Source organism: Amycolatopsis sp. VC5-11 (genome assembly GCF_037034185.1).
GTDB classification, from domain to species: domain Bacteria; phylum Actinomycetota; class Actinomycetes; order Mycobacteriales; family Pseudonocardiaceae; genus Amycolatopsis; species Amycolatopsis nivea.
On the sequence record NZ_JBAGKF010000010.1, the window covers coordinates 282,541 to 304,615 of the forward strand.

At 70.6% G+C, this 22,075-nt stretch carries 20 protein-coding genes; 7 read left to right on the forward strand and 13 right to left on the reverse strand.

Annotated elements, in window-relative coordinates; genetic code table 11:
• Window positions 1-121: 121 nt before the first annotated feature.
• The 6 genes from WA670_RS28330 to WA670_RS28355 all read right to left on the reverse strand — a co-directional run bounded on the left by WA670_RS28330 (window position 122) and on the right by WA670_RS28355 (window position 6,397).
• Window positions 122-502: a hypothetical protein gene (locus WA670_RS28330; protein ID WP_051729785.1), complete on the reverse strand. Its 381-nt coding sequence runs from the start codon at window positions 500-502 to the stop codon at window positions 122-124.
• Window positions 503-570: 68 nt separating this feature from the next.
• Entirely contained in the window at window positions 571-1,374 is an 804-nt protein-coding gene (locus tag WA670_RS28335) for a nitrilase-related carbon-nitrogen hydrolase (protein ID WP_336159356.1), read from the reverse strand.
• Entirely contained in the window at window positions 1,371-2,825 is a 1,455-nt protein-coding gene (locus WA670_RS28340) for an APC family permease (RefSeq protein WP_336159357.1), read from the reverse strand. Before WA670_RS28340 ends, WA670_RS28335 begins: the two co-directional genes overlap by 4 nt.
• Before the next feature lie 90 nt (window positions 2,826-2,915).
• Window positions 2,916-4,271 carry a histidinol dehydrogenase gene (gene hisD, locus WA670_RS28345; RefSeq protein ID WP_336159358.1) on the reverse strand — a complete coding sequence of 452 codons (1,356 nt, stop codon included), beginning with the start codon at window positions 4,269-4,271 and terminating at the stop codon, window positions 2,916-2,918.
• 135 nt (window positions 4,272-4,406) lie between these two features.
• Window positions 4,407-5,369 (reverse strand): LysR family transcriptional regulator, encoded by a 963-nt coding sequence (locus WA670_RS28350; protein ID WP_134669494.1) that lies wholly within the window; start codon window positions 5,367-5,369, stop codon window positions 4,407-4,409.
• A gap of 35 nt (window positions 5,370-5,404) precedes the next feature.
• Window positions 5,405-6,397: a nuclear transport factor 2 family protein gene (locus WA670_RS28355; RefSeq protein WP_043829649.1), complete on the reverse strand. Its 993-nt coding sequence runs from the start codon at window positions 6,395-6,397 to the stop codon at window positions 5,405-5,407.
• Between the two features lie 223 nt (window positions 6,398-6,620).
• Here WA670_RS28355 and WA670_RS28360 point away from each other — a divergent pair, with 223 nt between their 5' ends.
• Window positions 6,621-7,958, forward strand: coding sequence for an MFS transporter (locus tag WA670_RS28360; RefSeq protein ID WP_336159359.1), 1,338 nt, complete (start codon window positions 6,621-6,623; stop codon window positions 7,956-7,958).
• A 42-nt stretch (window positions 7,959-8,000) separates the two neighbouring features.
• Here WA670_RS28360 and WA670_RS28365 read toward each other — a convergent pair whose 3' ends face one another.
• Entirely contained in the window at window positions 8,001-8,993 is a 993-nt protein-coding gene (locus WA670_RS28365; protein ID WP_336159360.1) for a LacI family DNA-binding transcriptional regulator, read from the reverse strand.
• Between the two features lie 151 nt (window positions 8,994-9,144).
• On the opposite strand from WA670_RS28365, the gene WA670_RS28370 reads away from it, so the two are divergent.
• The 5 genes from WA670_RS28370 to WA670_RS28390 are packed head-to-tail and all read left to right on the forward strand — an operon-like array spanning window position 9,145 to window position 13,791.
• Window positions 9,145-10,287: a cupin domain-containing protein gene (locus WA670_RS28370; protein ID WP_037820025.1), complete on the forward strand. Its 1,143-nt coding sequence runs from the start codon at window positions 9,145-9,147 to the stop codon at window positions 10,285-10,287.
• Window positions 10,254-10,979: an alpha/beta fold hydrolase gene (locus tag WA670_RS28375; RefSeq protein WP_336159361.1), complete on the forward strand. Its 726-nt coding sequence runs from the start codon at window positions 10,254-10,256 to the stop codon at window positions 10,977-10,979. The genes WA670_RS28370 and WA670_RS28375 overlap by 34 nt, the downstream gene beginning before the upstream one ends.
• The gene (hisD, locus tag WA670_RS28380) at window positions 10,980-12,281 is read left to right on the forward strand and encodes a histidinol dehydrogenase (protein ID WP_134733839.1); all 1,302 of its coding nucleotides are present in this window, start codon (window positions 10,980-10,982) and stop codon (window positions 12,279-12,281) included.
• Window positions 12,278-13,042: an SDR family NAD(P)-dependent oxidoreductase gene (locus WA670_RS28385; protein WP_238604786.1), complete on the forward strand. Its 765-nt coding sequence runs from the start codon at window positions 12,278-12,280 to the stop codon at window positions 13,040-13,042. The genes hisD (WA670_RS28380) and WA670_RS28385 overlap by 4 nt, the downstream gene beginning before the upstream one ends.
• Window positions 13,039-13,791 carry an HpcH/HpaI aldolase family protein gene (locus WA670_RS28390; RefSeq protein ID WP_205673425.1) on the forward strand — a complete coding sequence of 251 codons (753 nt, stop codon included), beginning with the start codon at window positions 13,039-13,041 and terminating at the stop codon, window positions 13,789-13,791. The genes WA670_RS28385 and WA670_RS28390 overlap by 4 nt, the downstream gene beginning before the upstream one ends.
• 28 nt (window positions 13,792-13,819) lie before the next feature.
• Here WA670_RS28390 and WA670_RS28395 read toward each other — a convergent pair whose 3' ends face one another.
• From WA670_RS28395 to WA670_RS28410, 4 genes are all read right to left on the reverse strand, one after another.
• Window positions 13,820-14,236 (reverse strand): hypothetical protein, encoded by a 417-nt coding sequence (locus WA670_RS28395; RefSeq protein ID WP_134733841.1) that lies wholly within the window; start codon window positions 14,234-14,236, stop codon window positions 13,820-13,822.
• Between the two features lie 40 nt (window positions 14,237-14,276).
• Entirely contained in the window at window positions 14,277-15,953 is a 1,677-nt protein-coding gene (locus WA670_RS28400; RefSeq protein ID WP_336159362.1) for a DUF885 domain-containing protein, read from the reverse strand.
• A gap of 98 nt (window positions 15,954-16,051) precedes the next feature.
• The gene (locus WA670_RS28405; RefSeq protein WP_238604788.1) at window positions 16,052-17,272 is read right to left on the reverse strand and encodes a PucR family transcriptional regulator; all 1,221 of its coding nucleotides are present in this window, start codon (window positions 17,270-17,272) and stop codon (window positions 16,052-16,054) included.
• Window positions 17,273-17,344: 72 nt separating this feature from the next.
• On the reverse strand, window positions 17,345-18,643 hold the full coding sequence (locus WA670_RS28410; protein ID WP_336159363.1) for an NAD(P)/FAD-dependent oxidoreductase: 1,299 nt from the start codon (window positions 18,641-18,643) through the stop codon (window positions 17,345-17,347).
• A 186-nt stretch (window positions 18,644-18,829) separates the two neighbouring features.
• Here WA670_RS28410 and WA670_RS28415 point away from each other — a divergent pair, with 186 nt between their 5' ends.
• Entirely contained in the window at window positions 18,830-20,899 is a 2,070-nt protein-coding gene (locus WA670_RS28415) for a prolyl oligopeptidase family serine peptidase (protein WP_336159364.1), read from the forward strand.
• A gap of 18 nt (window positions 20,900-20,917) precedes the next feature.
• Here WA670_RS28415 and WA670_RS28420 read toward each other — a convergent pair whose 3' ends face one another.
• Both WA670_RS28420 and WA670_RS28425 read right to left on the reverse strand, forming a co-directional pair.
• Window positions 20,918-21,268, reverse strand: a complete 351-nt coding sequence (locus tag WA670_RS28420; protein WP_037820013.1) for a VOC family protein — start codon at window positions 21,266-21,268, stop codon at window positions 20,918-20,920.
• Window positions 21,269-21,281: 13 nt separating this feature from the next.
• Window positions 21,282-22,055, reverse strand: coding sequence for an oxidoreductase (locus tag WA670_RS28425; RefSeq protein ID WP_238604790.1), 774 nt, complete (start codon window positions 22,053-22,055; stop codon window positions 21,282-21,284).
• Window positions 22,056-22,075: the final 20 nt, after the last annotated feature.

Here is a 22,075-nt window from a genome sequence, read left to right on the forward strand (position 1 = left end):
CACGGACGTCAACGGGAGCGAGCGATGGCACGGTGGCCGCATGTCGCCCGGGGCGGCGAGTTCGGAGATTCTGGACACAGATCTGCGGAAACGAGTTAAACGCGCCGTTTCGGAGTTCGGGCTACCAAATCCATAGCTGTCGTTGGTCCGTCCAGCCGCTTTCGTCGATGCCGACGAGGTGGGCGGCTTCGGGGCCGGTGCGCGAGTCCTCGTCCAGCGGGATGGCGAAGCGGTGTTCGCCGGAGTCCACCGCGAGGTAGCGATCGGGGAGCAGTTCGCAGTGGTCGATCACTGTGCCGATGTAGGAAAGCATGACGACCGGCGATTGTCCTTCCGGGAAGCGCCATGCGCGGCAGCCATACAGACCGAACGGGTTGGCGAGAGCCCGCAGGACGGGGCCGTCGAAGTGCAGTTCGACGTAGTCGCGGACGAAGCAGACCGCGCTGATCTCGCGGCCGACGAGGAGTTGCAGCGGCGCGGCGGGGTCGTCAGCGGTGGTCATGCGACCAGGCTGCCAGAAACTCAGGCGATCGTGACGCCCCGCGCCGGAGAACTCCCGCCGCCCGGAAGTCAGTGCGGCGGTCCGTACAAATCGGTCCTCCGGTCCCCGAAAAGATGGTTGCGGGTACTGATGTTCTTGTCCCGCCCCGCGGAAAGCTCGGTCTCCCAGCAAGCCAGCCCGTCCTCTCCCGCCACGGCGGCGACCCAGCCGTTGTGGTCGACGATTGCCGTTCCCTCCGTCCACCGCTGACCGCGTTCAAGCCCGGAGCGGTCGCAGCACGCGATGGCGACCCGGTTGACCCTGGCGGCGGCTTGGGCGATGACTACCTCCGGCGGTCGCTCACCCGCAGGGCGGGGGACTTCGGGCCAGTTGGTCGGGACCGCGATCACATCGGCGCCCTCGAGAGCGGCCCGGCGAGTGTACTCAGGAAACTCGAGGTCGTAGCAGACCATCACCGCGATCCGGCCGAAGCGGGTGGTGGTGACGGGCGGCGGCTGGCTTCCCGGAGTGAAGAACAGCTTTTCCCGGTCCCACAAGTGGGTTTTGCGATAGCGGGCCAGTACACCAGTAGCGTCGAACAGCACCGCGCTGTTGTAAAGAGCACCGTCCGGGCCGCGTTCGGCGTATCCGCACACGACGACCGAGTCGCCGTCGATCGCGGCCGCCCACTCGGCGATCATCGGGTCATCAGACGGGATCGCGCACTCCCGCGCCTCCGCGGGCGATTCGAAGACGTATCCGCTCGTCGCCAGTTCCGGCAGCACGAGAATGTCGGCGGTCGTGTTTTCGCTGATCGTGCGGACGATCTGCCGGTGGTTTTCGGCGAGGCGGCCGACCTGCGGGGCGAGTTGCGCGCAGACGATCCTGGTCATTCGCTGTCTCCCGGTTCGGCGATCTGCGTCCGGACCCGCTCGGCCAGGCCGGGCACCGCGGCCACGACGACGGTTGCGACGACGAGGACCCCGAGAATGATGTACGGGAAGAACCGGTACGGGCCCGACACGCCCACCACGTTCTTGAAAATGGTGTAGGCGATGAAGGCGAGCGCGAGCACCGGGACGACCGCCTGCCAGCGGGGCGCTTTCGGCTTCCCGCTGAGGAAAAGGAAGCGGAACGCGCCGACGGTGGCCATGGCGTAAGCCACCAGCAGGGCGATGGTTCCGATGGTGAGCCAGTAGAAAGTCGCGTCCAGGACCCCGGTGCCGGCCAGTCGCTGCCCGACGGCGAAGCAGAGGATCAGGACGCTGGTCACGACGATCGTGCCGACCGGGGCCCCGCGTTTGGTCAGCCGCGCGACCGGTCCGGGGACTCCGGCGTCGCGGAGCAGTGCGTAGCCGACCCGCGCGGCGCCGTTGACGGTGCCGAGGGTGATCGCGAACAGGCTGACGCTGGCGACCAGGTTCAGCAGGACGCTCATCGCCCTGCCGAGATACTGACCAGCCAGATCGCCGTACGGATCTTCGGCCGCGGCGAAGGCTTTCACCCCGTCCGGCCCGGTGCCGTAACCGAGCGCCTGCCCGGCGATGGCGAGCAGGAAGAACACGCCCACCACCGCGATGGTGATCTTCAGCGCCCGGGGGATTTCCCGCTTGGGGTTCATCGTCTCCTCGCCGAGCGACGCGGCGCCCTCGAACCCGGCGAACGCGAGGAATCCGAACACCGCGGCCCCGGCGATCGTGCCCACTCCGGTTCCGGCGGGCAGGTGCAGGAAATTCCAGCTGAACGTCTGCCCGTGCGGGCCGTGGCCCGTCGCGACCCGCGCGATGATCACGATGCTGAGCAGGCCGACCAGTGCGGCCCCGGCCAGTTCGCAGATCAGCAGGATCCGCGTGATGACCCGGATTTCGCTCAGCGACAGCGCGACGACCAGGACCAGCGCGACCAGTGCGGTCCAGATCCATTCGGCCGACCCGGCACTGACCAGGCCCAGCTGGCTGAGGACTTTGTTGAAGAACAAGGCGATTTCGGCGGTCGAGCCGGTGCCGATGGTCGCGTACGCGGTGAACAGCGCGGTGCCGGCGACGAACCCGGCGCGCGGGCCGAGCGTGCGGCCGACCAGCGCGTAGACGGAGCCGGTGTGCGAGATGTGCTGCGACAGCTTCACGAATCCGTAGCCGACGAGCGAAACGCCGAGGATGGCGAAGACGAAGGCCCAGGTGGCTCCTTCGCCGAGCAGCCCGGCGGCTCCCACGCCGAGCAGCGCCATCGCGCCGACCGGGCCGATGAGACCCACGGAGAACGCGGCCGCGTCCGTGACTTTGAGTTCTCGCCGCAGTTTTTCCGGTGCGGCCGCGGCTTGGTTTCCGTTGGCGGGTGCGGACATGTCCTCAGCCTCTGTCTGGTTTTCGGTGCCGGGGAGCGGCAGGGGGCGGCGGGCCGGACCGGCGGACGCGGTCCGGCCCGGGAAGCGGGCTCAGGTCCGGTCGACGGCGGGAGTGCCGTCGAACGCACCGGAATGCCTGCCGATGTGTTCGATGCGGACGGTGGCGGTGGCCTCGTGCGCGGCCAGGCCCTCGAACGCGGAGATCCGTTCCACGGCAGGGGCCAGCGCCGCGGTGCCTTCCTTCGCGGCGCGCTGGTAAGTGAGCGGCTTGAGGAACCGCGACACCGACAGCCCGGCGTTGTAGCGGGACGTCTTGCCGGTCGGCAGGACGTGGTTGGTGCCCGCGATTCCCTTGTCGGAGTAGGCGACCGTGCTCCACCGGCCGAGGAACAGCGAGCCGTAGTTGGTGAGCGTCTTGAGGTAATAGTCGTCGTCGGCGGTCTGGATTTCCAGGTGCTCGGGACCCCAGACGTCGCTGACCGCGGCGGCCTGGGCGCTGTCGCGCGCGACGACGACCGACCCGAAGTCGCGCCACGCCGGGCCGGCGACCTCGCGGGTGGCCAGCGTCGCCAGCCTGCGTTCGATCGCGGCGACGACCTGGCGGCCGAGTTCCTCGGAGGTCGTCACGAGCGCGGCGGGCGAGTTGGGGCCGTGCTCGGCCTGCCCGAGGAGGTCGGCGGCGACCCAGTCGGGGTCGGCGGTCTCGTCCGCGAGCACGGCCACTTCGGACGGTCCGGCCAGCAGATCGATGCCGACCCGGCCGAACAGCTGCCGCTTCGCTTCGGTCACGTAGGCGTTCCCCGCGCCGACGAGCATGTCCACCGGGGCCTCGTCCAGCAGCCCGAACGCCATCGCGCCCAGCGCCTGGACGCCGCCGAGCGCGAAGACCCGGTCTGCGCCGGACAGGTAGGCGCCGTACAGGACCGCCGGGTGCGCGCCGTGCTCGCCCGACGGGGGAGTGCACGCGAGAACGGACGGCACACCGGCCGTCTTGGCGACCCCGACCGTCATGAACGCACTGGCCAGCAAGGGAAACCGGCCGGCGGGCAGGTACGCGCCGACCCGGCTGACCGGCACGTAGCGCTGTCCGCAGACGACCCCGTCGGCCAGTTCGAGTTCGAAGTCCGTCAGGTGCTCGCGCTGGGCGGCCGCGAAGCGGTGGGTGCGCTCGTGGCCGAGTTCGAGCGCCGCGCGCAAGTCGGCGGGGAGCTGGTCGCCGGAGCGGCGCAGTTCGTCGCGGCCGAGTTCGAGTGCGCCGGTCCAGCCGTCGAGGTCCTCGGAGTAGCGCCGCACCGCGGTGAGACCGCCGCGTTCGATGTCGCGCAGCATTTCGCTGACGCGTTCGACGACGCGCGGGTCGCGCTGGGCGGGCGGTCCGTCCACGGCGGGCTTCTTGAGCCAGGTCAGCGGGCCGAGCTGGGCTGCCTCGGAGGGAGTGATTTGCATGGCACGAGACGGTAAGCGCGATCCGGCCCCCGGACTAGAGGGTGCGATCCTGGGCGAACCATCGGGTTGCCCTATGCCAGCGAGGACAAAATGTCCATTATGGACAAAAGCGGAACCGTCCACACCGGACCCGGCTCAGCCTCGGGTCTGCTTGGGCCGGGCGGCAGCCGGGCCGCGCGCGTCGCTGACCGCGTCCTCGGCCAGCCGGGCCAATTCCCGGGTGGCGCGCGACAGCGGACGGCCGCGTTTGCGGGCGATGGCGATCGTGTCGAAGAGCGGCTCCTCGAACGGAGCCGTGTGCAGGCCCGGCGGGAAGGCGGCGCTGCGGACCACCGCGGTGCTGGCGATGGTGTCGCCCGCCCCGTCGGCTACCAGTTTCAGGGCCGCTTCCACGTGTTCGATCTCGAAGACCGGTTCGATGCGCACGCCGGCCAGCTGCGCCCGGTCGGCGAGCTGGCGGCGGGTGGGATCGCGCCAGCCGTAGCGGGCGTCGTAGAGGACCAGCCGCGCGGCCGCGAAACGCCGGATGCTCACGGGTTCCGCGGCCGCGGCCGGGTCGGCGCTCACGTAGAGCACCTCGTCCCGCATCAGCGGGGTGATGTCCAGCCCCTCGTCGTCGACCGGGAGCACGATGAGCCCGGCTTCGATGTCGCCCGCCCGGATCGCGTCCGCGGTCTCCGCGGAATTCTGCCCGACCAGCCGGACCTTGACCGACGGATACCGGCGGTGGAAGGTCTGCGCGAGATTGCCGAGCAGGTAGTAGTCCGCGTTGCGCAGGACGCCGAAGGTGGCGGTGCCGCCGCCGAGCGAGCCCAGCGACTGCACCGCGCGGACCCCTTCGTCGGCCGCGTGGACCGCGCGCCGCGCGAACGGCAGCAGTTCCTCGCCGGCCGCGGTCAGCGTCAGCCGCCGGGCGCCGCGATGGAAGAGCACCGCGTCGAGTTCTTCCTCCAGCCTGCGGATCATCTCCGACATCGAGGCCTGGGACACCTCGAGCTGGGCCGCGCCCCGGGTGAACGAGCCCTGGCTTTCGGCCGCGACGAACGCCCGCAGCTGGTTCAGGGTCACCCGGTCGCCGTCGCGGGACTCCTGCTCCATCGGCCGATCCTAAGCGGACGGACGTCCCGCCGCGCTCAGTAGATGTTGGTGTCGGCGAACGAGCTTTCGTGGCCGTTGATCTGCGCCCGCAGCGAGATCTGGTCGAAGACCCGGACCTCGCGGACGATCCGGCCGTTCTGGACGAGGAACTGCGAAACGCCGAGCAGGTCGACCGGTTTGCCGGTCAACGGCCCGAAATCGGCGACCCCGCGGTACTCGCCCCGCATGACCCAGAGCACGGCGACGCGCAGTCCCGCGTACCGCTCGGCGTAGTTGGCCTGCACGTCGCGGATCTCGAAGCGGGCGTCCGGGAATGGCGCGATCTGCGCGAGCAGGTCCTTCTGGTAGCCGTCCGGGCGGAGAACGGTCCGGTCGCCGACGGTGTGCAGGAAGAGGTCCCGGTGCATGAAGTCGGTGACCTTGTGCAGGCGCCGCGCGTTCCAGACCTCTTCGACGAATTCCAGCACCATTTCGCATTCGGGCCGGTAATCGTCCGCGCGCGGGCCGCTGTCGCCGACGGCCAGGACGTCGGCGGGCGCCGGTTTCGTCATCGATCCCTCGTAGCCGCGGAACCGCAGCCCGCGCGCGACCTCGGCCGGGTCGAGGCCGAGTTGCAGGCAGTCCGCGAGATCGTCGCGGACGACCCATTCCTCGACCATGCGGCCCCGCCGGTACAGGCAGTTCGCGATGGTGCGCTTGCGGATCGGCACCGGCCGGCCCGCCACGAGGTGCGTGTCGGCGGAGAAGACGAGGTGCGAACTGAGGAAGGCGTCGTCGCCGCGGGCCTCCCAGACGACGTCCTCGGCCTGGCCCACGTGCTGCGGCACCTGCGCGATCCGCATCAGGCTGCCCTCGATCACGCCGTCCCGCCCGGTCACGGTGCCGAGGCCGCCGTGCACAATCGAGTCGGGTTCGTAGTTGTCGACGATGTAGGAGATGTCGCGCTGCACCCAGATCCGGTCGGTGACCTCGCGGATGAAATCGTCCGGGTCCGCGTAGGGCTGGTAGGCGACCGGGTCGAGCGGCATGGCGGGTTCCTTTCTCGGCTGGCAACGTGCGCTGGGCACTGTATCCGTATGCATTGCTTCGGGCAAGAGCAGCCGCCTAACCGTGGCCGCGGCTGATCTTCCGCGCGTGACCTCGGCAAAATTCGCGGCAGCGGCGGTCTTGACCCGGTGACCCGGGCCACTTAAGTTGCCATCCATACGTATGCAGACGGCTGAGCCGTTGTGAGACGCCACTGGAGGTGTCATGTCCACCGTCACGCCGACCGCGGCCGCGACGGCCGAGGCGACCGGACGTCGGAAGGCGATCCGCAAGGTCGTCCTCGCCGGCAGCATCGGGAACTTCGTCGAGCAGTTCGACTACGGGCTCTACGGCTACATGGCCCCGGTGCTCGCCGCGTCCTTCTTCCCGGCCAGCGACCACACCGCCAGCGTGCTCAGCGCGTACGCGGTGATCGCGATCGCCTGCCTGGTGCGCCCGCTCGGCGGCACCCTCCTCGGCCGGTGGGGCGACCGGCTGGGGCGCAAGCGGGTGCTGTTGTGGACGGTCCTGTTCATGGGCGTGTCCACGGCGGCGATCGGCGTGCTTCCCACGTACGGCCAGATCGGGCTGGCGGCTCCGCTGATCCTGCTCGTGCTGCGGGTGGTGCAAGGCATGGTCGCGGGAGGGGAGTACGTCGGCGCGGTCGCGTTCGTGGTCGAGTGGGCCGAGCCGCGCCGGCGCGGGTTCTACACGTCGTTCGCGTCGAACAGCTGCTTCCTCGGCATCCTCGCCGGGGCCGGCATGGCAGCGCTGATGAGCGCCTTGTTCAGCGACGCGGCATTGCACAGCTGGGGCTGGCGGATCCCGTTCCTGGCGGTGCTTCCGCTGTGCGCGATCGGAGTCTGGCTGCGCAGCCGGCTCGACGAGACCCCGGAATTCGTCGCCGCCACCGAACACGGCACGAACGTCGTCGCGGCGCCGCTGCGCGAGGCGCTGCGTTCCCAGTGGCGGCCGATCCTGGTGTTCTGCGGCGCGTCGATCATGCTCGCGATCCTGTCCTACACCTGGGTCACCTTCTACCCGGAGTACCTGTCCGAAACGCTGCACCTGCCGAAGTCCGCGGCGTGGCTGTCGAACATGATCTCGGTCGCGGTGCTGATCCCGCTGCTGCCGCTCGCCGGCGCGATCTCCGACCGGATCGGGCGCAAGCCGATGCTCATCGCCGGGGCGGTGTGCTGCATCGTGCTGGTGCCGCTGGCGTTCAAGGTGGGCGAGGCGGGCACGTTCGGGGCCGCGGTGGCGAGCCAGCTGATCTACCTGGTCCCGGAGTTCTTCCTGACCGGCATCGTCACCGTGTGCGCGGCGGAGATGTTCGCGACCCGGACCCGGTTCAGTGCGAGTTCGATCGCCTACAACTGCTCGTTCTCGATCTTCATGGGCATCACGCCGTTCGTCGCCACGCTGCTGGTGGCGGAGTCCGGCACGATCTACGCGGTGTGGATGTACCTGGCCGCCGCCGCGGTGCTCGCCCTCGTGGTGATCACGGTGTTCATGAAGGAGACCTACCGCAGCGACCTCTCGGCGGACAAATACGCCCGGTGACCAGCCGGGGCCCCGCGTCCGCCGCCGCGGCGGGCGCGGGGTTCACCGCGGCGCGTGCGTTCCCCTGGGCACCAGCGACGGGGCGAACACGGTGCGCCGCGGTGCTTCGCTGTTTCCGGCGAGGCGGTCGACCAGCAGGCCCGCCGCGGCCTTGGCCATGCCGTCGAGGTCGTGGCGCACGGTCGTCAGATCGAAGGTCTCCCAGGAGGCCATCGGCAGATCGTCGAACCCGATGACGGTGAGGTCGCCCGGGATGTCGATGCCGAGGCGCCGGGCCGCGTTGATCGCGCCGATCGCGATGACGTCGTTGCCGCAGAACACCGCGGTGGGCCGGGGGTTTTCCGCCATCAGGTCGAGCAGCCCCTCGTACCCGGTGCCGTGGTCGAACGGGCCTTGCCGGACGCGGCGGCGCGGCAGGCCGACGCCCGCCTCGGACAGCCCGATCCGGAAGCCGAGCTCGCGGTCGCGTCCGGTCGTCGTCTCGGCCGGGCCGCCGATCAGTGCGATGTCGGTGTGGCCCAGCCGCAGTAGCTCCTCGGCGACCAGCCGCCCGCCCGCCTCGTTGTCCACCACCGCGGCGTCCGCGTTGCCGGTGCCGGTCTCCCGGTTGAGGAAGACGAACGGCAGCCCGCGCCGGGTGAGTTCGGCCGGAAGGCCGGAGCCGATCACCGCGGTGGTGAGCACCACCCCGTCGATCGACCGGTCGAGCAGCCGCTCGGTCTCCAGCGCGGCCTCGCTGCGCTCGGCGAAGAGCATCATCCGGTAGCCGTGCTGTTCGAGCGTGTCGTGCAGCGGCCCGATCAGATGCGGGTAGAACGGGTTGGTCAGATCCGTGACGACCACCCCGACGCAGTGCGTCGACCGGGTCGCCAGGCTCCGGCCGGCTTCGCTCGGCACGTAGCCGAGCGCGTCCGCCGCCTCGCGCACGCGGGTGCGGGTGGCCTCCGAAACCCGGTGGTCCCCGCGCAGCGCCCGGGAAACGGTCGGCTGCGAGACCCCGGCGAGCCGGGCCACGTCATGACTCGTGATCGACATCCGCTCCTCTTCCGCGCAACGGGCGTGCATACGGATCCTAGCGGAAATTCCGGACCGCCCGCGCGAAGGCCTGACGCTGGAGCGTCTTGACAGAACCCGGACGCGATGGTCGTATGCATACGTATAAACAACCAGGTTTCGGAGGGGTGCCATGCGTACCGACGAAGGGCCGGTGACGGCGGGCGAGCTGGCCCGCCGGACGATCCGGCGGACCGATTTCGTGTCCTGCGACCAGGCGTTCATCGACTGCCGGACGCCGGGGTCGGACCGCAAGGAGAACTACTCGATGATCGGCCCGGGGGTGACCCAGAACGCGGACCAGGTGGTGAACCTGCGCGAGCCGCACGGGTTCAGCATCGGGGCGGCGGCGATGCCGCACGGGATCACCAACAACCTGCACCTGCATTTCACCGCGGAGGTGTTCCTGTGCTTCCGCGGCGAGTTCCTGCTCCGCTGGGGCGCGGACGGCGACGAAGGCGAGCTGGTGCTGCGCGAGGGCGACATCGCCTCGATCCCGACGTGGATCTTCCGCGGGTTCACCAACATCGGCCCGGACGACGGCTGGCTGTTCACCGTGCTGGGCCACGACGACACCGGAGGCATCATCTGGGGCCCGTCGGTGCTGCGGGAGGCGGGCAGGCACGGCTTGCACCTGACCGCGGACAACCGGCTGATCGACACTCTCGCCGGCGACGAACCGCCCGACGCCGCGGAACTGGTCCAGCCGATGGCTCCGGCCGACATCGCCGCCCTGCCGTCCTACGACGCGGCGAAGCTGCGCCGCCGCGTGGCCACGGCCGATGATCTGCAGTGGTCCGCGCACGCCTTGCTGGGCGGTGCCGTGCCCGGCGGGCGCGCCGAACTGGCCCCGGTCATCGGCTTCGGCATGACCGAAGACCGCGACCAGGAACCGCCCATCTACAACCCGCACGGGCACAACGTCGCGTGGCTGCGCGCCGAGCCCGGCGAAGGCATCCCGCTGCACCGGCACGACGAAACGCAGGTGCTGCTGGTCAAGGACGGCGAATGGGAGGTCACGCTCAACCGGCACGACGAGACGAGCGTGCGGCTCGGCCCGTGGGACATGGTTTCCGTGCCGCGCGGCGCGTGGCGCAGTGTCCGCAACGTGTCGGATGAGCGGGCGACGCTGCTGGTCGTCAACGGCGGAGACGGCCGCGTGCGTCTCGACTGGGACGACGAGGTCGTGAAGGCGGCTGCCGACGCGGGCGTCGGCCTGGACCACAACGGTTACCTCGCGCCGTGGCATCTGCTGCCTCGCGCGGCCGGCAGGTGACTGACCTGCCGGTGGTGCTGGTCCCCGGAATGCTGTGCGACGCCGAGGTCTGGCCGCGGCTGCCCGGGCGAGTGGTCCACGCGGAGATCACGGAGCCGGACATCGGTGGCATGGCCGAGCAGATCCTGGCCGCGGTCGAGGGCCGGTTCGTGCTCGCCGGGTTGAGTCTCGGCGCGATCGCCGGGTTCGAGGTCGCGCGCCGGGCGCCGGAGCGGCTCGCCGGATTCTGCGCCGTCTCGACCAATGCCGGCGCGCCGACCGCGGAGCAACTCGCCGCCTGGGCCGCGTTCGATCGCCGCACGCTCGCCGGGGAATTCGACGACGTGGTCGCGGAGGAGATCCTGCCGACGATGTTCTCCGGCCCGGATCCGGTGCTGGAACGCCGTTTCCTCGCCATGGCGCGGCGGGTCGGGCCCGGTGTGTTCCGCGCCCAGCTCGCCGCCCAGGCGACCCGGCGGGACGCGCACGCCGCGGTGGCGGGCCTGTCCTGTCCGGTGCTCGTCGTCTCCGGGGCGCAGGACCGCTTGTGCCCACCCGAATTTCACCGTTCGATCGCCGCGCGGGCGCGAAATTCCGTGCTGCGGGTGCTTCCGGAAGCCGGGCACCTGCTGACGCTCGAGGCGCCCGGTGTCGTGGCGTCGTCCTTGACCGACTGGCTGTGCAGTCTTTCCCCATTCTCGAAGGAGTCCTGAATGCCCAAGACCCTGAAATCCGCTGTCCCCGCCGAGCAGGTCGCGGCCGGCCGCACCGACGTCGGCGACCGGGTCCGCGCGATCATCGCCGACATCCGCGAACGCGGCGACGCCGCGGTCCGCGAGTGCTCGGAGAAATTCGACTCGTGGTCGCCCGAGTCGTTCCGGCTTTCGCCCGAGGAGATCGAGAAGATCGTCGCCAGGGTGCCCGGGCAGGTGCTCGACGACATCCGGTTCGTCCAGGATCAGGTGCGCGCTTTCGCGCAGCGGCAGCGGGACTCGTTGCAGGAGTTCGAAATCGAGACTCTTCCGGGTGTCCACTTGGGACAGAAGCATGTTCCGGTCGCCGCCGCGGGCGCTTACGTGCCCGGCGGCCGCTACCCGCTGACCGCCTCCGCGCACATGACGATCGTGACCGCGAAGGTGGCCGGGGTGCCGCGGGTGGCCGCGTGCACGCCGCCGATCCGCGGTGAGGTGCCGGAGGCGACCGTCGCCGCCATGCATCTGGCTGGCGCCGACGAGATCTACCTCCTCGGCGGCGTGCAGGCGGTCGCCGCGCTGGCGGTCGGGACCGAAACCGTCGGGCGCGTCGACCTGATCGCCGGGCCGGGCAACGCTTATGTCGCCGAAGCGAAGCGGCAGCTGTTCGGCGAGGTCGGGATCGACCTGTTCGCCGGCCCGACCGAGGTGCTGATCGTCGCCGACCACACGGCCGACCCGTTCGTCGTCGCGGTGGACCTGCTGTCCCAGGCCGAACACGGCCCGGACTCCCCGGCTGTGCTGATCACCACGTCCGAGGACGTCGCGCGGGAGGTGCTGGAGCACGTCGAGGCGCTGCTGCCGGGCATGCCGACCCATGACTTCGCCGCCCCGGCCTGGCGCGACCACGGCGAGATCCATGTCGTGGACGACCTCGACGAGGCGTTCGCGCTGGCGGACTCCTACGCGTTCGAGCACGTCCAGGTGCTTACCGAGCAGCCGCGTCAGGCGCTGACGAAGATGCGGGACTACGGCGCGCTTTTCCTCGGCCCGGGCACCTGCGTGTCCTACGGCGACAAGGTGATCGGCACCAACCACGTCCTGCCCACGCGCGGCGCCGCCCGCTACACCGGCGGGTTGTGGGTTGGGAAGTATTTGAAGACGGTGACCTATCAGGAAGTCACGAGCAGCGAGTCGAGTGTGCGGCTCGGCGAAGTCTGCGGACGCGCGGCGCGGGTGGAGTTGTTCGAAGGCCACGCGCGGTCCGGCGATGTGCGCGCGGCGGAGTTCCGGCGGAGCGAGCTTTCCTGGAACCCGGCGTGACCGCGTCGCTTTCGGGACGGACCGCGCTCGTCACCGGCGGCGGGAACGGGCTCGGGCGCGCGATCGCGTGCGCGCTGTCAGCGGCCGGCGCGCGGGTTGTCGTGACCGGGCGGCGGCGGGACGCCCTCGATGCCACGGTCGCGGCGCTGTCCGGACCGGGCCGGGCAGCGGTGTGCGACGTCGCCGATCCGCGTTCGGTCACCGCCCTCGCCGAGGAACTCGCGGACGAGGAGATCTCGGTGCTGGTCAACAACGCCGGGGTCGCGGGGCCGGTGAAGCCGCTCGTCGAGGTCGAACCGCAGGAGTGGGACGAGGTGTTCGGCGTCAATGTCCGCGGGGTTTACTTGGTGTGCCGCGCTTTTCTGCCGGCGATGACGGCGCGTGGCGCGGGCGACGTTGTCAACATCGCTTCCGTGAGCGGGAAACGGCCGCTCCTGCGCCGTACGCCGTACTGTGCTTCGAAAATGGCCGTGCTTGGCTTGACGGCCACGCTCGCCGGCGAGGTCGGGCCGTACGGGGTGGCGGTGAACTCCCTGTCGCCCGGGCCGGTCGAGGGCCCGCGGATGGAACGGAACTTCCGGTTGGAGGCGGAACGCACCGGCGTCACTTACGCCGAAGCCGAACGCGCGTTCACGGGCCGCGCCGCACTGGGCCGGATGGTTACCGAGTCCGAGGTAGCCGCCGCGGTGCTCGCGATGCTGGCGATGCCTGGCCTGTGCGCGGCGGACATCGACCTGTCGGCGGGAATGGTGGCGCGGTGACCACGCTCAAACAACGCCTGCGGTCCGGGGAACGGCTGCTCGGCGGGCTGCTGCGGCTGCCGTCGGAGACGCTGGTCGAGATGGCCGGGGTGGCCGGGCTGGATTTCGTCGTGCTCGACTGCGAACACGGACCGGCCGACCTGGTGCCCCTACAGCAGCATCTCGTCGCCGCGCAAGCACACGGCATGGGCGCGCTGGTCCGGGTGGGGGCGGCGGAACCGGCGCTGGTCCTGCGGGTGCTCGACCTGGGCGCGGACGGCGTGATCGTGCCGCACGTCGACACCGTGGACCAGGCCCGCGCCGCGGTCGCCGCCGCGCATTACTCGCCGCTCGGGCAGCGGGGTTTCGCGACCTACAGCCGAGCTGGCCGGTTCGGTGCCCGCACCAGTGCTGAGCATCTGGAGACGGCGGCGGAAACCACTGTCGTCGTGCCGATGCTGGAAACGCCCGAAGCGTGCGCGGCGGCGGGCGAGATTCTCGCGGTCCCCGGAGTCGATTCGGTGCTGGTCGGGCCAGCCGATTTGGCGGTATCCCTCGGTTTGCCCGGCGGTGCCGCCGAACCGGCCGTCGGGCGCGCACTGGACGCGGTCGCGGCAGCGGCGAAGAGCGCGGGCAAGCCGATGACCAGCATCGTGGGAACCGTGGACCAGGCTCGGCAGGCACCGCCCGGGGCGGTGGTCTACAACCTCGCGCACGTGCTGCTCCACGCTCTCGGCGACCTCACCGGGGCGCGGACCGCGGACCGGTAACGCGACGTCAGTTCCGGCCGAGGTGCGTTCATCGCGCCTCGGCCGGGCCCACGTCGGGGAATTCGACCGGCACCGTGGCGACCCGGCGGGCGGTGGCGTAGGCGTGGGCGACTCGTTCGAGGACGGACGCGTCACCGGATTCCTTCAGGTTCTCCTCGACCGGTTCGCCGGCGTGCGCAGCCCGGCTGGTCCGGATGACGTCCGCCCAGTCGCCGAAGTACGTGATGTCGGCCCGCGGCGACGGTTCGAGGGAGAAGCGCGCGCCGAGGCCGCGGTCGAAGCGCAGCACCCAATGCACGGTGCCGGACGGGCCGTCGCTCAATTCGTAGGCTATTTCGCAATCCCGGTCCAGGTCCGCGCACGCGGCCCGGACCTCGGCGGAAGCAGCGAGCAGTTCGTTCATCCGGGCGACGTGTTCGGGGGACATGAACATCGAGGCAGGCACGGGACCTCCTGATTCGGGTCGGGTTCTTGGCACGGTCGGGTCAGCGGTTCGCGTAAGCCCGCACATTGAGCTCGACGGCGGTGAGCGGGAGAGTGCCTTGTCCCAGCACGGTTTCGTGGAACTCCCGCACGTCGAATCGGCTGCCGAGCGCGCGTTCAGCGGTGCGGCGCAGCTCCCAGAACTTCTCGAAACCCAGCCGGTAGGACAGGGACTGGGCAGGCAGATCGGTGCCGTACCGCAGGATTTCGGTGGACACCTGGGCCGGCGACTCCATGGTCGTCGAGGACAGGTATTCGCGGCCCTTGTCCTCGGACCAGCCGAGTGTGTTGAGGCCGGTGTCCACGACCAGCCGCTGGGCCACGAACCGTTGGTGCAGGCAGGCGCCGTAGCGGTCCCACGGGTCGCTGAACAGGCCCATTTCGAAGCCGAGCGAGGCGGCGTACTCGGCCCAGCCTTCGCAGTAGGCACCGAGCGATTCCGCGGCGGCTTGCCCCTGGAGCGGGTGCAGGGTGGCGTCCTCGGCCTGGCGGGCCAGGTGGAAGTGGTGGCCGGGCACGAGCTCGTGGAAGATCAGCGCCGCGGCCGAGATCTGCGCGCGGCCGGCGAGGCCGGATCCGTTGAACCGGTAGCGGCCGACCGGATTCGCGGCGATCGGCTGCTCGTAGTAGCCGAAGGTCATGCCCGCTTCCAGCTCCGGGTCGAGCCGCTGAACGCCGAAGGCGGCCCGCGGCCGGACGCTGAACCACTGGTCGAGCAGCGGTTCGATCGCGTCGATGTGCCTGCGGTAGGTGTCGGCGACGTGTTCGGGGGAGGGGGCGTGGAAACGGGGGTCGGCTTCGAGGACGGCTCGGTAGGCGGTCTCGTCGCCGTCGAAGCCGACTTCGCGGCGGATTTCGGCCAGCTGCTCGGTGAGTTCCGCGACGGCCTTCAGACCGAGTTCGTGGACTTCTTCAGGCTCGATGGGGTAGGTGGCGTAGTGGCGCACCAACCGGCGGTAAGCCTCGTGCCCGCCCGGGTACTGGCCGAGGCCGATGCCGTCGACGGCGCTCTGCGCGCCCGGTCCGTCCAGGTGTGCGAGGACGGCGTCGAAGGCGGGCAAGAGGTCGTCGACGACAAGCCGGTCGACGCCGTCGGTCAGCATCGTGCGCGTCGCGGGATCGAGGCCGGCCAGGCGGGACTCCGCAGGCCGCAAGAATTCGGCCGCGGCGGCCCGATGCGCGCGGACAGCGGCCAGGAAGCCGGGCAACGCGGGGCGCGGCAGCACGATGCCCTGTTCGGCTTGGCCGATGAGCTTGGCGTGCGCGGCCTTGATCGTGTGCGTGAAGTCGTTGACGAGGGACAGGTAGCGCTTCGCCTCGTCGCCGGCGGTGAAGGCGAACGGGCGGAACACCTGCTGGCCGTACAGGGTCCAGCCGAAACTCTGGTAGGGCGCGACGGGGAAGCTCCACCAGTAGTCCTCGTCGGCTCCGGCCAGCTGGGTGGCCAGCGCACGGACGACAGCGGCGAGGGAAGTGTCCACATCGGACTCCGGGGCCCGGTCGAGTCCGGCCAGAATCCGCCGGCCCAGCGCGGCGGCTTCGCTCGCTTCCTCGTACGTGCCGCGGGGAAGCTGCGTGACCGGTTCGCCGGCGTGCAGCGCGAAGTGCGGCTGGGTGCGCTGGAGATGTGCCCACAGCTCGTCGGCCAGGTGACGAGTCGGATCGCTCGGTTCTGCCATGCCAGCGAACGTATCGCCGGGCGCGGCGGGCCCGGAATCAACAACGGTCGCGTCTTGCGCGGGAGATGCTGCGCGTTTGTCGCGGGCGCCGGCGCCGGTCAGCCGCCGAGCCGGTCGTCGTACGCGGAGGCGAGCAGGCGCAGTTTGAGGCCAAGGTGCAGCATGAGCCGGTCGTCGCCGTCGTCGAGGCTGCATCCGGTGATCTGCTCGATCCGTTTGAGCCGTTGGTAAAGCGTGGCCCGGTGCACGCGCAGCGTGTCGGCGGTGCGCTGGATGTTGCCGCCGTGGTCGAAGAACGCGGTCAGTGTGTCGAGCAGGACGTGGTGCCGGTCTTCTCGATCGAGGGCCTGGAGTGCCGGAACCCGGGCACTGCTGCGCAGGTCGTCCGGCGGCAGCTTCAGCAGCAGTTCGTAGGGTCCCAGTTCGCCCCAGCGGGCCAGGTCGCCGACGCTGGGCAGCAGCAACGCGGCCCGCACCGCCAGCGACGCCTGCTGATACGACTCGAGGACGGCGTCGAGTTCGGTGACGGTTCCGCCGAGACCGGCGACGGGCCGCGCGGCGCCGTCGGTCAGCCGCTGGAACCGGCTGGTGATCCGCTCGGCGATCGCGTCGACGAGAGCGCGCGCCGGCGGTTGCCGTTGGACGAGGAGAAGCCAGCCCCGTGAGCGGTTGGCCACCATCAGCGCGACGTCGTCCACGACGGTGCGCACGCCCTCCTCGATCGCCGCTTCGAAGGCGACTTCCTGCGGCGGCGCGGCTGCTCCGGACACGCGGCATTGCACTGCGAGCACGGTGAAGCAGGTGCGGTCCTCGCCGAACAACTGCTCGGCCCGCAGGTCGGCGATCGCCTGCGCGCGCATGTCGGCGTCGGGCGAAACGAGTTCGCGCAGGATGCCCTCGTGCCGTGCCTTCGACCGCTCGTGCAGCAGCAGCCTGCGGTAAAGCACGGAGCCGGCGGCGTCCGCAGCGGCCGCGGCTGCCGACAGTTCGGACTCGCTGAACGAGCCGTCCTCGTCGATGAGCCACAGGTAGCCGAGCAGCATGCCGTTGCACCGCACCGGCGCGCACAATCTCGGCTTGGCCCCCTCGACGCGGACGACGCCGGGTTCGGTCCAGCCGGCGATGCCCAGCGCGAAGAGACCGGTGGTGATCTCAGGCCGCACGGCCCGGTTGAGCACCGAGCCGACCCGGACGGCGTCCTCGTCGCCGAAGTGGCGGCTGGCCGCGAGAAGTCGGATCGCGGGGTCGTCGATGGCCACCGAGCGGTGCAGGCGCTCGGCCAGTTCGTCCACAATGGACTGGAGGTCACCGTCGGACATGGGCGTCCATTCCGCTTCGCGCGCTCTTCCGTGCCGAGCACCGACGCTACCACCGTCCACAGAGGAGCGCGGTCAGCCGAGCACGGTTCCGGAGCTGTTCTGGTGGTGTTTCCGCTTACGGGAGAACGCGCCGAGGTCGATGGGCAGGCCGGTGTGTGCACCGGTGTACTGGACTGGGTGTGCGTCGTGGTCGGCTCCGGCTTCGACCTGCTCGATCAGGGTGCTCATCAGGCGGCCGACGACCGGCGCGTTCTTGAACTGGTTCCCGCTCGTGCCGATCGCGACGTAGAACCCGGGCAGCTCGGTCCGGTCGTAGATCGGCGTCCAGTCGTCGGCCACGTCGTAGACGCCGACCACTCCGCGCGCCCGGTTCGGCACGCGCAGCGCCGGCAACCGGCGGGCCGCGCGCGTCACCTGCGCTTCGAACACGGCCATCGTCGGGTTCGGATCGGCGTCGTCGGGATCGTCGAGCCACTGGAACGGATCGCATTCCGGCTCGGTCCCGCCGACGAGCAGCCCGCCGCCGACTTCGCCGCGGAAGTACGTGCCCAGATCCATGTCCGCGACCGACGGCCCGACTCCGCCGCTCGGGTGATAGCCCTCGGGGGCGAGCACGTGGGCGACCTCCTGGCGCATCGGCCGCACCGAGACGGCGAAATCCGACCCGACCCCGGCCATCCGGTTGAGCTTGCCCGACCAGGGCCCCGCCGCGTTCACCACCACCGGGGCTGCGATCCGCGTTCCGTCCGCCAGCACGACCGCGCCGACCCGGTCATTTTCCGATTCCACCCCGGCGACCGTCGCGCGGAACCGGAACTCCGCGCCCTCCTTCGCCGCGGCCGCTGCCAGGTTCTGCGCGGCCAGCTGCGGATCGCTGACGTAACCAGCGTCCGGGGTGTAGACCGCGCCGAGCGTCGTGGCCGCGTCGGACCAGAACTGGTCGTCTTCGATGCGCTTCGGCGGCCAGTAGCGACCGTTGTCGATCCCGGGCAACCGCCGCGACAGCGTCGAGCTGTCCCACTCCTCGTACGGAACGCCGACCTCGTCGAACAGCGGCAGCCAACCCGCGCGCGGAGCGGCGTCCACGTCGAGCATGACCATGCCGCTGCGGGTGAACCGGGCCAGGTCGCCGACGTCGTGGCCGAGGTGATCGGCCCAGGACGACCAGCAGAAGTGCGATTCCCAGGCCGTCGTCACGCCGGCCAGGGTGGAGAAGTTGTACCGGATCACGGCACTGGACGCGCTGGTCGAGCCTTGGCCCGCCGCCGCGGCCCGGTCGACCACCACCACCCGGCGCCCGGCCCGGGCCAGCTCCAGCGCGACCGCCGACCCGATCACCCCCGCTCCGACGACAACGGCATCCGCATTCATCGTGGCCTCTCCGCAGTTCAGGTGCTCAGTGCCGCCGATTCTGGCGCGGGAGAACCCCGTTCCGCGATCGACATGTGTCGCGGCGATCGAGCTGCTTGCGCGCCACCTGTCGTTCGGAATCCGGGCGGCGGCGGGGCACAGTGGATCCGTCCACAACGGACACCGGCTAGGCGGAAGGATCGAGCGATGGCCGACGAACAGCTGGACTACCCGGTGGCGCGGACTGTCGACGCGCAGGACACGGTCGCGGGCCACAGCTTCCCCGATCCCTACCGCTGGCTGGAAGACGACGGCGAGGAAAGCGAAGCGTGGCAGCAGGCGCAGAACTCGCTCACCGACGCGTTCGTCGAAGACTGGCCCCATCTGGCCGCGCTCCGCGCCTCGGTCGACCGCTGCGTCGCGGACGGCACCGGCTCGGCCAACTGGATGGTGGAGCCGGCCCCGCGTTTCGCCGGCGGCCGCTGGTTCCGCCTCGACCGCGGCCCCGGGCCCGACTACCCCGACCGTGCGGTGCTCGTCGTATCCGACCTCCCGGACGGCCCCGGCCGGGTGCTGTATGACCCCAATGCCGACGGAACCCGGCAGATCTCGTGGTTCGTGCCCTCCCCGGACGGCCGGATCGCCGCGCTGGGCGTGTGCGAGGGCGGCTCGGAACTCGCCGAGATCTGGTTGCTGGACACGGAAACCGGCGAACGGCTGCCGGACCGGATCCCGCAGCCGACGATGGGGCCGACGGTCGTCCCGCAGTGGCTGCCGGACAGCTCGGGATTCTTCTACACGGCAGGCGACCTGACTTCCGAGGCGTTCGCCTTCCGGGCCTATTTCCACGCAGTCGGCGGCGAACCGGCCAGCGAACCCGAACCGGTCGATGTCGTGCACGCGCCGACAGTGCAGGTGTCCGCGGACGGCAAGCGCGCCGTGGTGACCGCCGTGTGGCCGCTTCCGGAGTATGTCTGCGAATTGCCGCAACGGACGTGGCGGCCGTTCGTCCGAGGGCTCGACTCGTCGGTCGCAGGCGTCATCGACGGCGACCGGTATGTCGCTGTCACGAACCACGGAGCACCGCGGGGGAGGATCGTCGCGATCCCGTTCGACGCCGCCGTTCCGGCCGATCCGGCGACCTGGACGGAACTGGTCCCGGAATCCGGTCGCGTGCTCAGCCACCTCAGGCTGGTCGGCGACCGCCTGGTGGTGACCGGGTCGGTCGACGCCGAGGCGCGCGCCTGGGTTTTCGACCGCGACGGACGGGAGCTGGAGGAAATCCCGCTTCCCGGCCGGGGCGCGCTGCCGCTGGAGGTCCTGCCGACAGCCGGCTTGGCTCCCGACGGCCATCCGGACGAGTTCGTGTTCCTGTTCTCCACTCCCGTTTCCTCGCCCGGCCTCTACCGCTACCGCCTGGGCTCGCCCCAGGTCGAGACGCTGTGCCCGCCGCGCGTGCGCCTCGCGGGCGCGACCGTCTCCCTCCGCTGGGCCGAGTCCCAGGACGGCACCCGCGTGCCGTACCACCTCGTCCTCCCGGACGGCGCGGACGGAACCTTGCCGACTCTCATCACCGCGTACGGCGGCGGCCGCGTCTCGTGGCCAGCGCAGTTCCCGGGCCCGGTGGCGGCCTTCGTCGAGGCCGGCGGCGCCCTGGTGATCTCCCACCAGCGCGGTGGCAGCGATCTCGGATCCGACTGGGCCGACGCCGGGCGGGTCAAGAACAAGCAGAACAGCTACGACGACCTCTACGCCATCGCCGAACACCTTGTCGCCAGCGGCGTTACCTCTCCGGACCAGCTCGCGGTGACCGGCTGGAGCAACGGCGGAGTCATGGCCGCGACCGCGTTCACGCAACGGCCGGAGCTGTGGGCGGCTGTGGTGGCCCAATGCCCGGTCGCCGACCTCATCGGATGCCACCGGCACCCGTACGGCCGGTTCGCCGTCACCGCCGAATTCGGCGACCTGGCTGACCCGGAAGACATCGCCCGGCTAGCCCTGATGTCGCCGTACCAACTTGTCCGGCCCGATGTCGCGTACCCCGCCCTCTACGTGCACGCCGGGGGCGCCGACGTCGCGTGCCCGCCGGGTCCGACCCGCAAGTTCATCGCCCGGACGCAAGCCGCAGCGGGGGCTGTCGCGCCGATCCTGTTGCGGGTGTGGGAAAACGTCGGGCACGGAACCGCCACGAGCCGGTCCGAAGGCGTCGCCCACACGACGCACTGGCTCGCCTTCTTGATGAAGCGGTTCGGCATGGTGCCGCGCGCGGACAACTGAGCTGCCCGCATTCGGCGGTCAGGCCGGCCGAACGCAGAAGGGATGTCCCGCGGGGCTCGCGTAGACCCGGACGCCGGACCGCTGACCGGGCTCCAGGCACCGTCCGCCTGCCGCCAGGACCAGCCGGTGCGTTTCAGCCGGGTCGTCGGTGCGCAGGTCGAAGTGCAGCTGCTGGTCGTTTCCGTCCGGCCAGGTCGGCGGCACGTGGCCGGGCACGGCCTGCACCACCAGCGCGGGGAATCCGTCGGCCTGGAGGAAGTGGTGGCTCGCGGTCTTCGTGACCGAGGCGCCCAGCACCCGTTGCCAGAACGCGCTTTCGGCGTCGATGTCGGCGGCGTCGATCACCAGGGAAAGAAGGGTGGTGCGCATGGGTTGCCTCTCGTCAGAGGGCGGGGATGATCCCGCCGTCGACCCGGAATTGCGCCCCGGTGAGCCAGCCGGCCCGGTCCGAGGCGAGGAACGCGATCATCTCCGCGACGTCCTCCGGTTCTCCCGGCCGTCCCATCGGGATGTCGAGGTGATCGACGATCTGCTGTTTCACCTGGTCGAGGCCGACGCCGCGCTGATCGGCGATGCGCTGCAGATGGGCGAGCGCGCCGTCGGTGACCACGAAACCCGGAAGCACGCACACGACCCGCACCCCCTGCGGACCGACCTCGGTCGCCAATTCGCGGCTGTAGGCGTTGAGCGCTGCTTTGGCGGCGGCGTAGGACGCTTCGGTGCGCTGCGGCAGCCGGCTCGCGATCGACGAAACGTGCACGACTACGCCGGACCCGCGCTCCACCATGCCGGGCACGAGAGCGCGGTCGAGACGGACGGCGCTGAGGAGGTTCATGTCCAGGTCCGCCAACCAGGATTCGTCGGTGCGGCTCAGCGTCGGAGCCGCGGAGCTGGCCGCGGCGGCGTTGTTGACCAGGACATCCACTCCTCCGACGGCTTCGGTGACGCGCCGTCCGAGCTCGGCGGCACCTTCCGCGCTCGACAGGTCAGCGGCGATGAACGTGGCAGGCAGATCGTCCGCGGGGGCGGTGCGGGAGGCAGCCAGCACGGTCGCCCCGGCAGCCGCGAACCGGCGGACGGTCGCTTCGCCGATGCCGCGGCTGCCGCCGGTCACTAGGACCCGCAGCCCCGGTAGTTCTTCTCCTGGCGGCTTCATCCAGGCCTCGCTTCAGTAAG

Bases quoted from the DNA above. Each gene is read 5' to 3' on its own strand.
- WA670_RS28330 (WP_051729785.1), bottom strand. From the start codon at position 502: ATGACCACCGCTGACGACCCCGCCGCGCCGCTGCAACTCCTCGTCGGC.
- WA670_RS28335 (WP_336159356.1), bottom strand. From the start codon at position 1,374: ATGACCAGGATCGTCTGCGCGCAACTCGCCCCGCAGGTCGGCCGCCTC.
- WA670_RS28340 (WP_336159357.1), bottom strand. From the start codon at position 2,825: ATGTCCGCACCCGCCAACGGAAACCAAGCCGCGGCCGCACCGGAAAAA.
- hisD (WP_336159358.1), bottom strand. From the start codon at position 4,271: ATGCAAATCACTCCCTCCGAGGCAGCCCAGCTCGGCCCGCTGACCTGG.
- WA670_RS28350 (WP_134669494.1), bottom strand. From the start codon at position 5,369: ATGGAGCAGGAGTCCCGCGACGGCGACCGGGTGACCCTGAACCAGCTG.
- WA670_RS28355 (WP_043829649.1), bottom strand. From the start codon at position 6,397: ATGCCGCTCGACCCGGTCGCCTACCAGCCCTACGCGGACCCGGACGAT.
- WA670_RS28360 (WP_336159359.1), top strand. From the start codon at position 6,621: ATGTCCACCGTCACGCCGACCGCGGCCGCGACGGCCGAGGCGACCGGA.
- WA670_RS28365 (WP_336159360.1), bottom strand. From the start codon at position 8,993: ATGTCGATCACGAGTCATGACGTGGCCCGGCTCGCCGGGGTCTCGCAG.
- WA670_RS28370 (WP_037820025.1), top strand. From the start codon at position 9,145: ATGCGTACCGACGAAGGGCCGGTGACGGCGGGCGAGCTGGCCCGCCGG.
- hisD (WP_134733839.1), top strand. From the start codon at position 10,980: ATGCCCAAGACCCTGAAATCCGCTGTCCCCGCCGAGCAGGTCGCGGCC.
- WA670_RS28400 (WP_336159362.1), bottom strand. From the start codon at position 15,953: ATGGCAGAACCGAGCGATCCGACTCGTCACCTGGCCGACGAGCTGTGG.
- WA670_RS28405 (WP_238604788.1), bottom strand. From the start codon at position 17,272: ATGTCCGACGGTGACCTCCAGTCCATTGTGGACGAACTGGCCGAGCGC.
- WA670_RS28410 (WP_336159363.1), bottom strand. From the start codon at position 18,643: ATGAATGCGGATGCCGTTGTCGTCGGAGCGGGGGTGATCGGGTCGGCG.
- WA670_RS28415 (WP_336159364.1), top strand. From the start codon at position 18,830: ATGGCCGACGAACAGCTGGACTACCCGGTGGCGCGGACTGTCGACGCG.
- WA670_RS28420 (WP_037820013.1), bottom strand. From the start codon at position 21,268: ATGCGCACCACCCTTCTTTCCCTGGTGATCGACGCCGCCGACATCGAC.
- WA670_RS28425 (WP_238604790.1), bottom strand. From the start codon at position 22,055: ATGAAGCCGCCAGGAGAAGAACTACCGGGGCTGCGGGTCCTAGTGACC.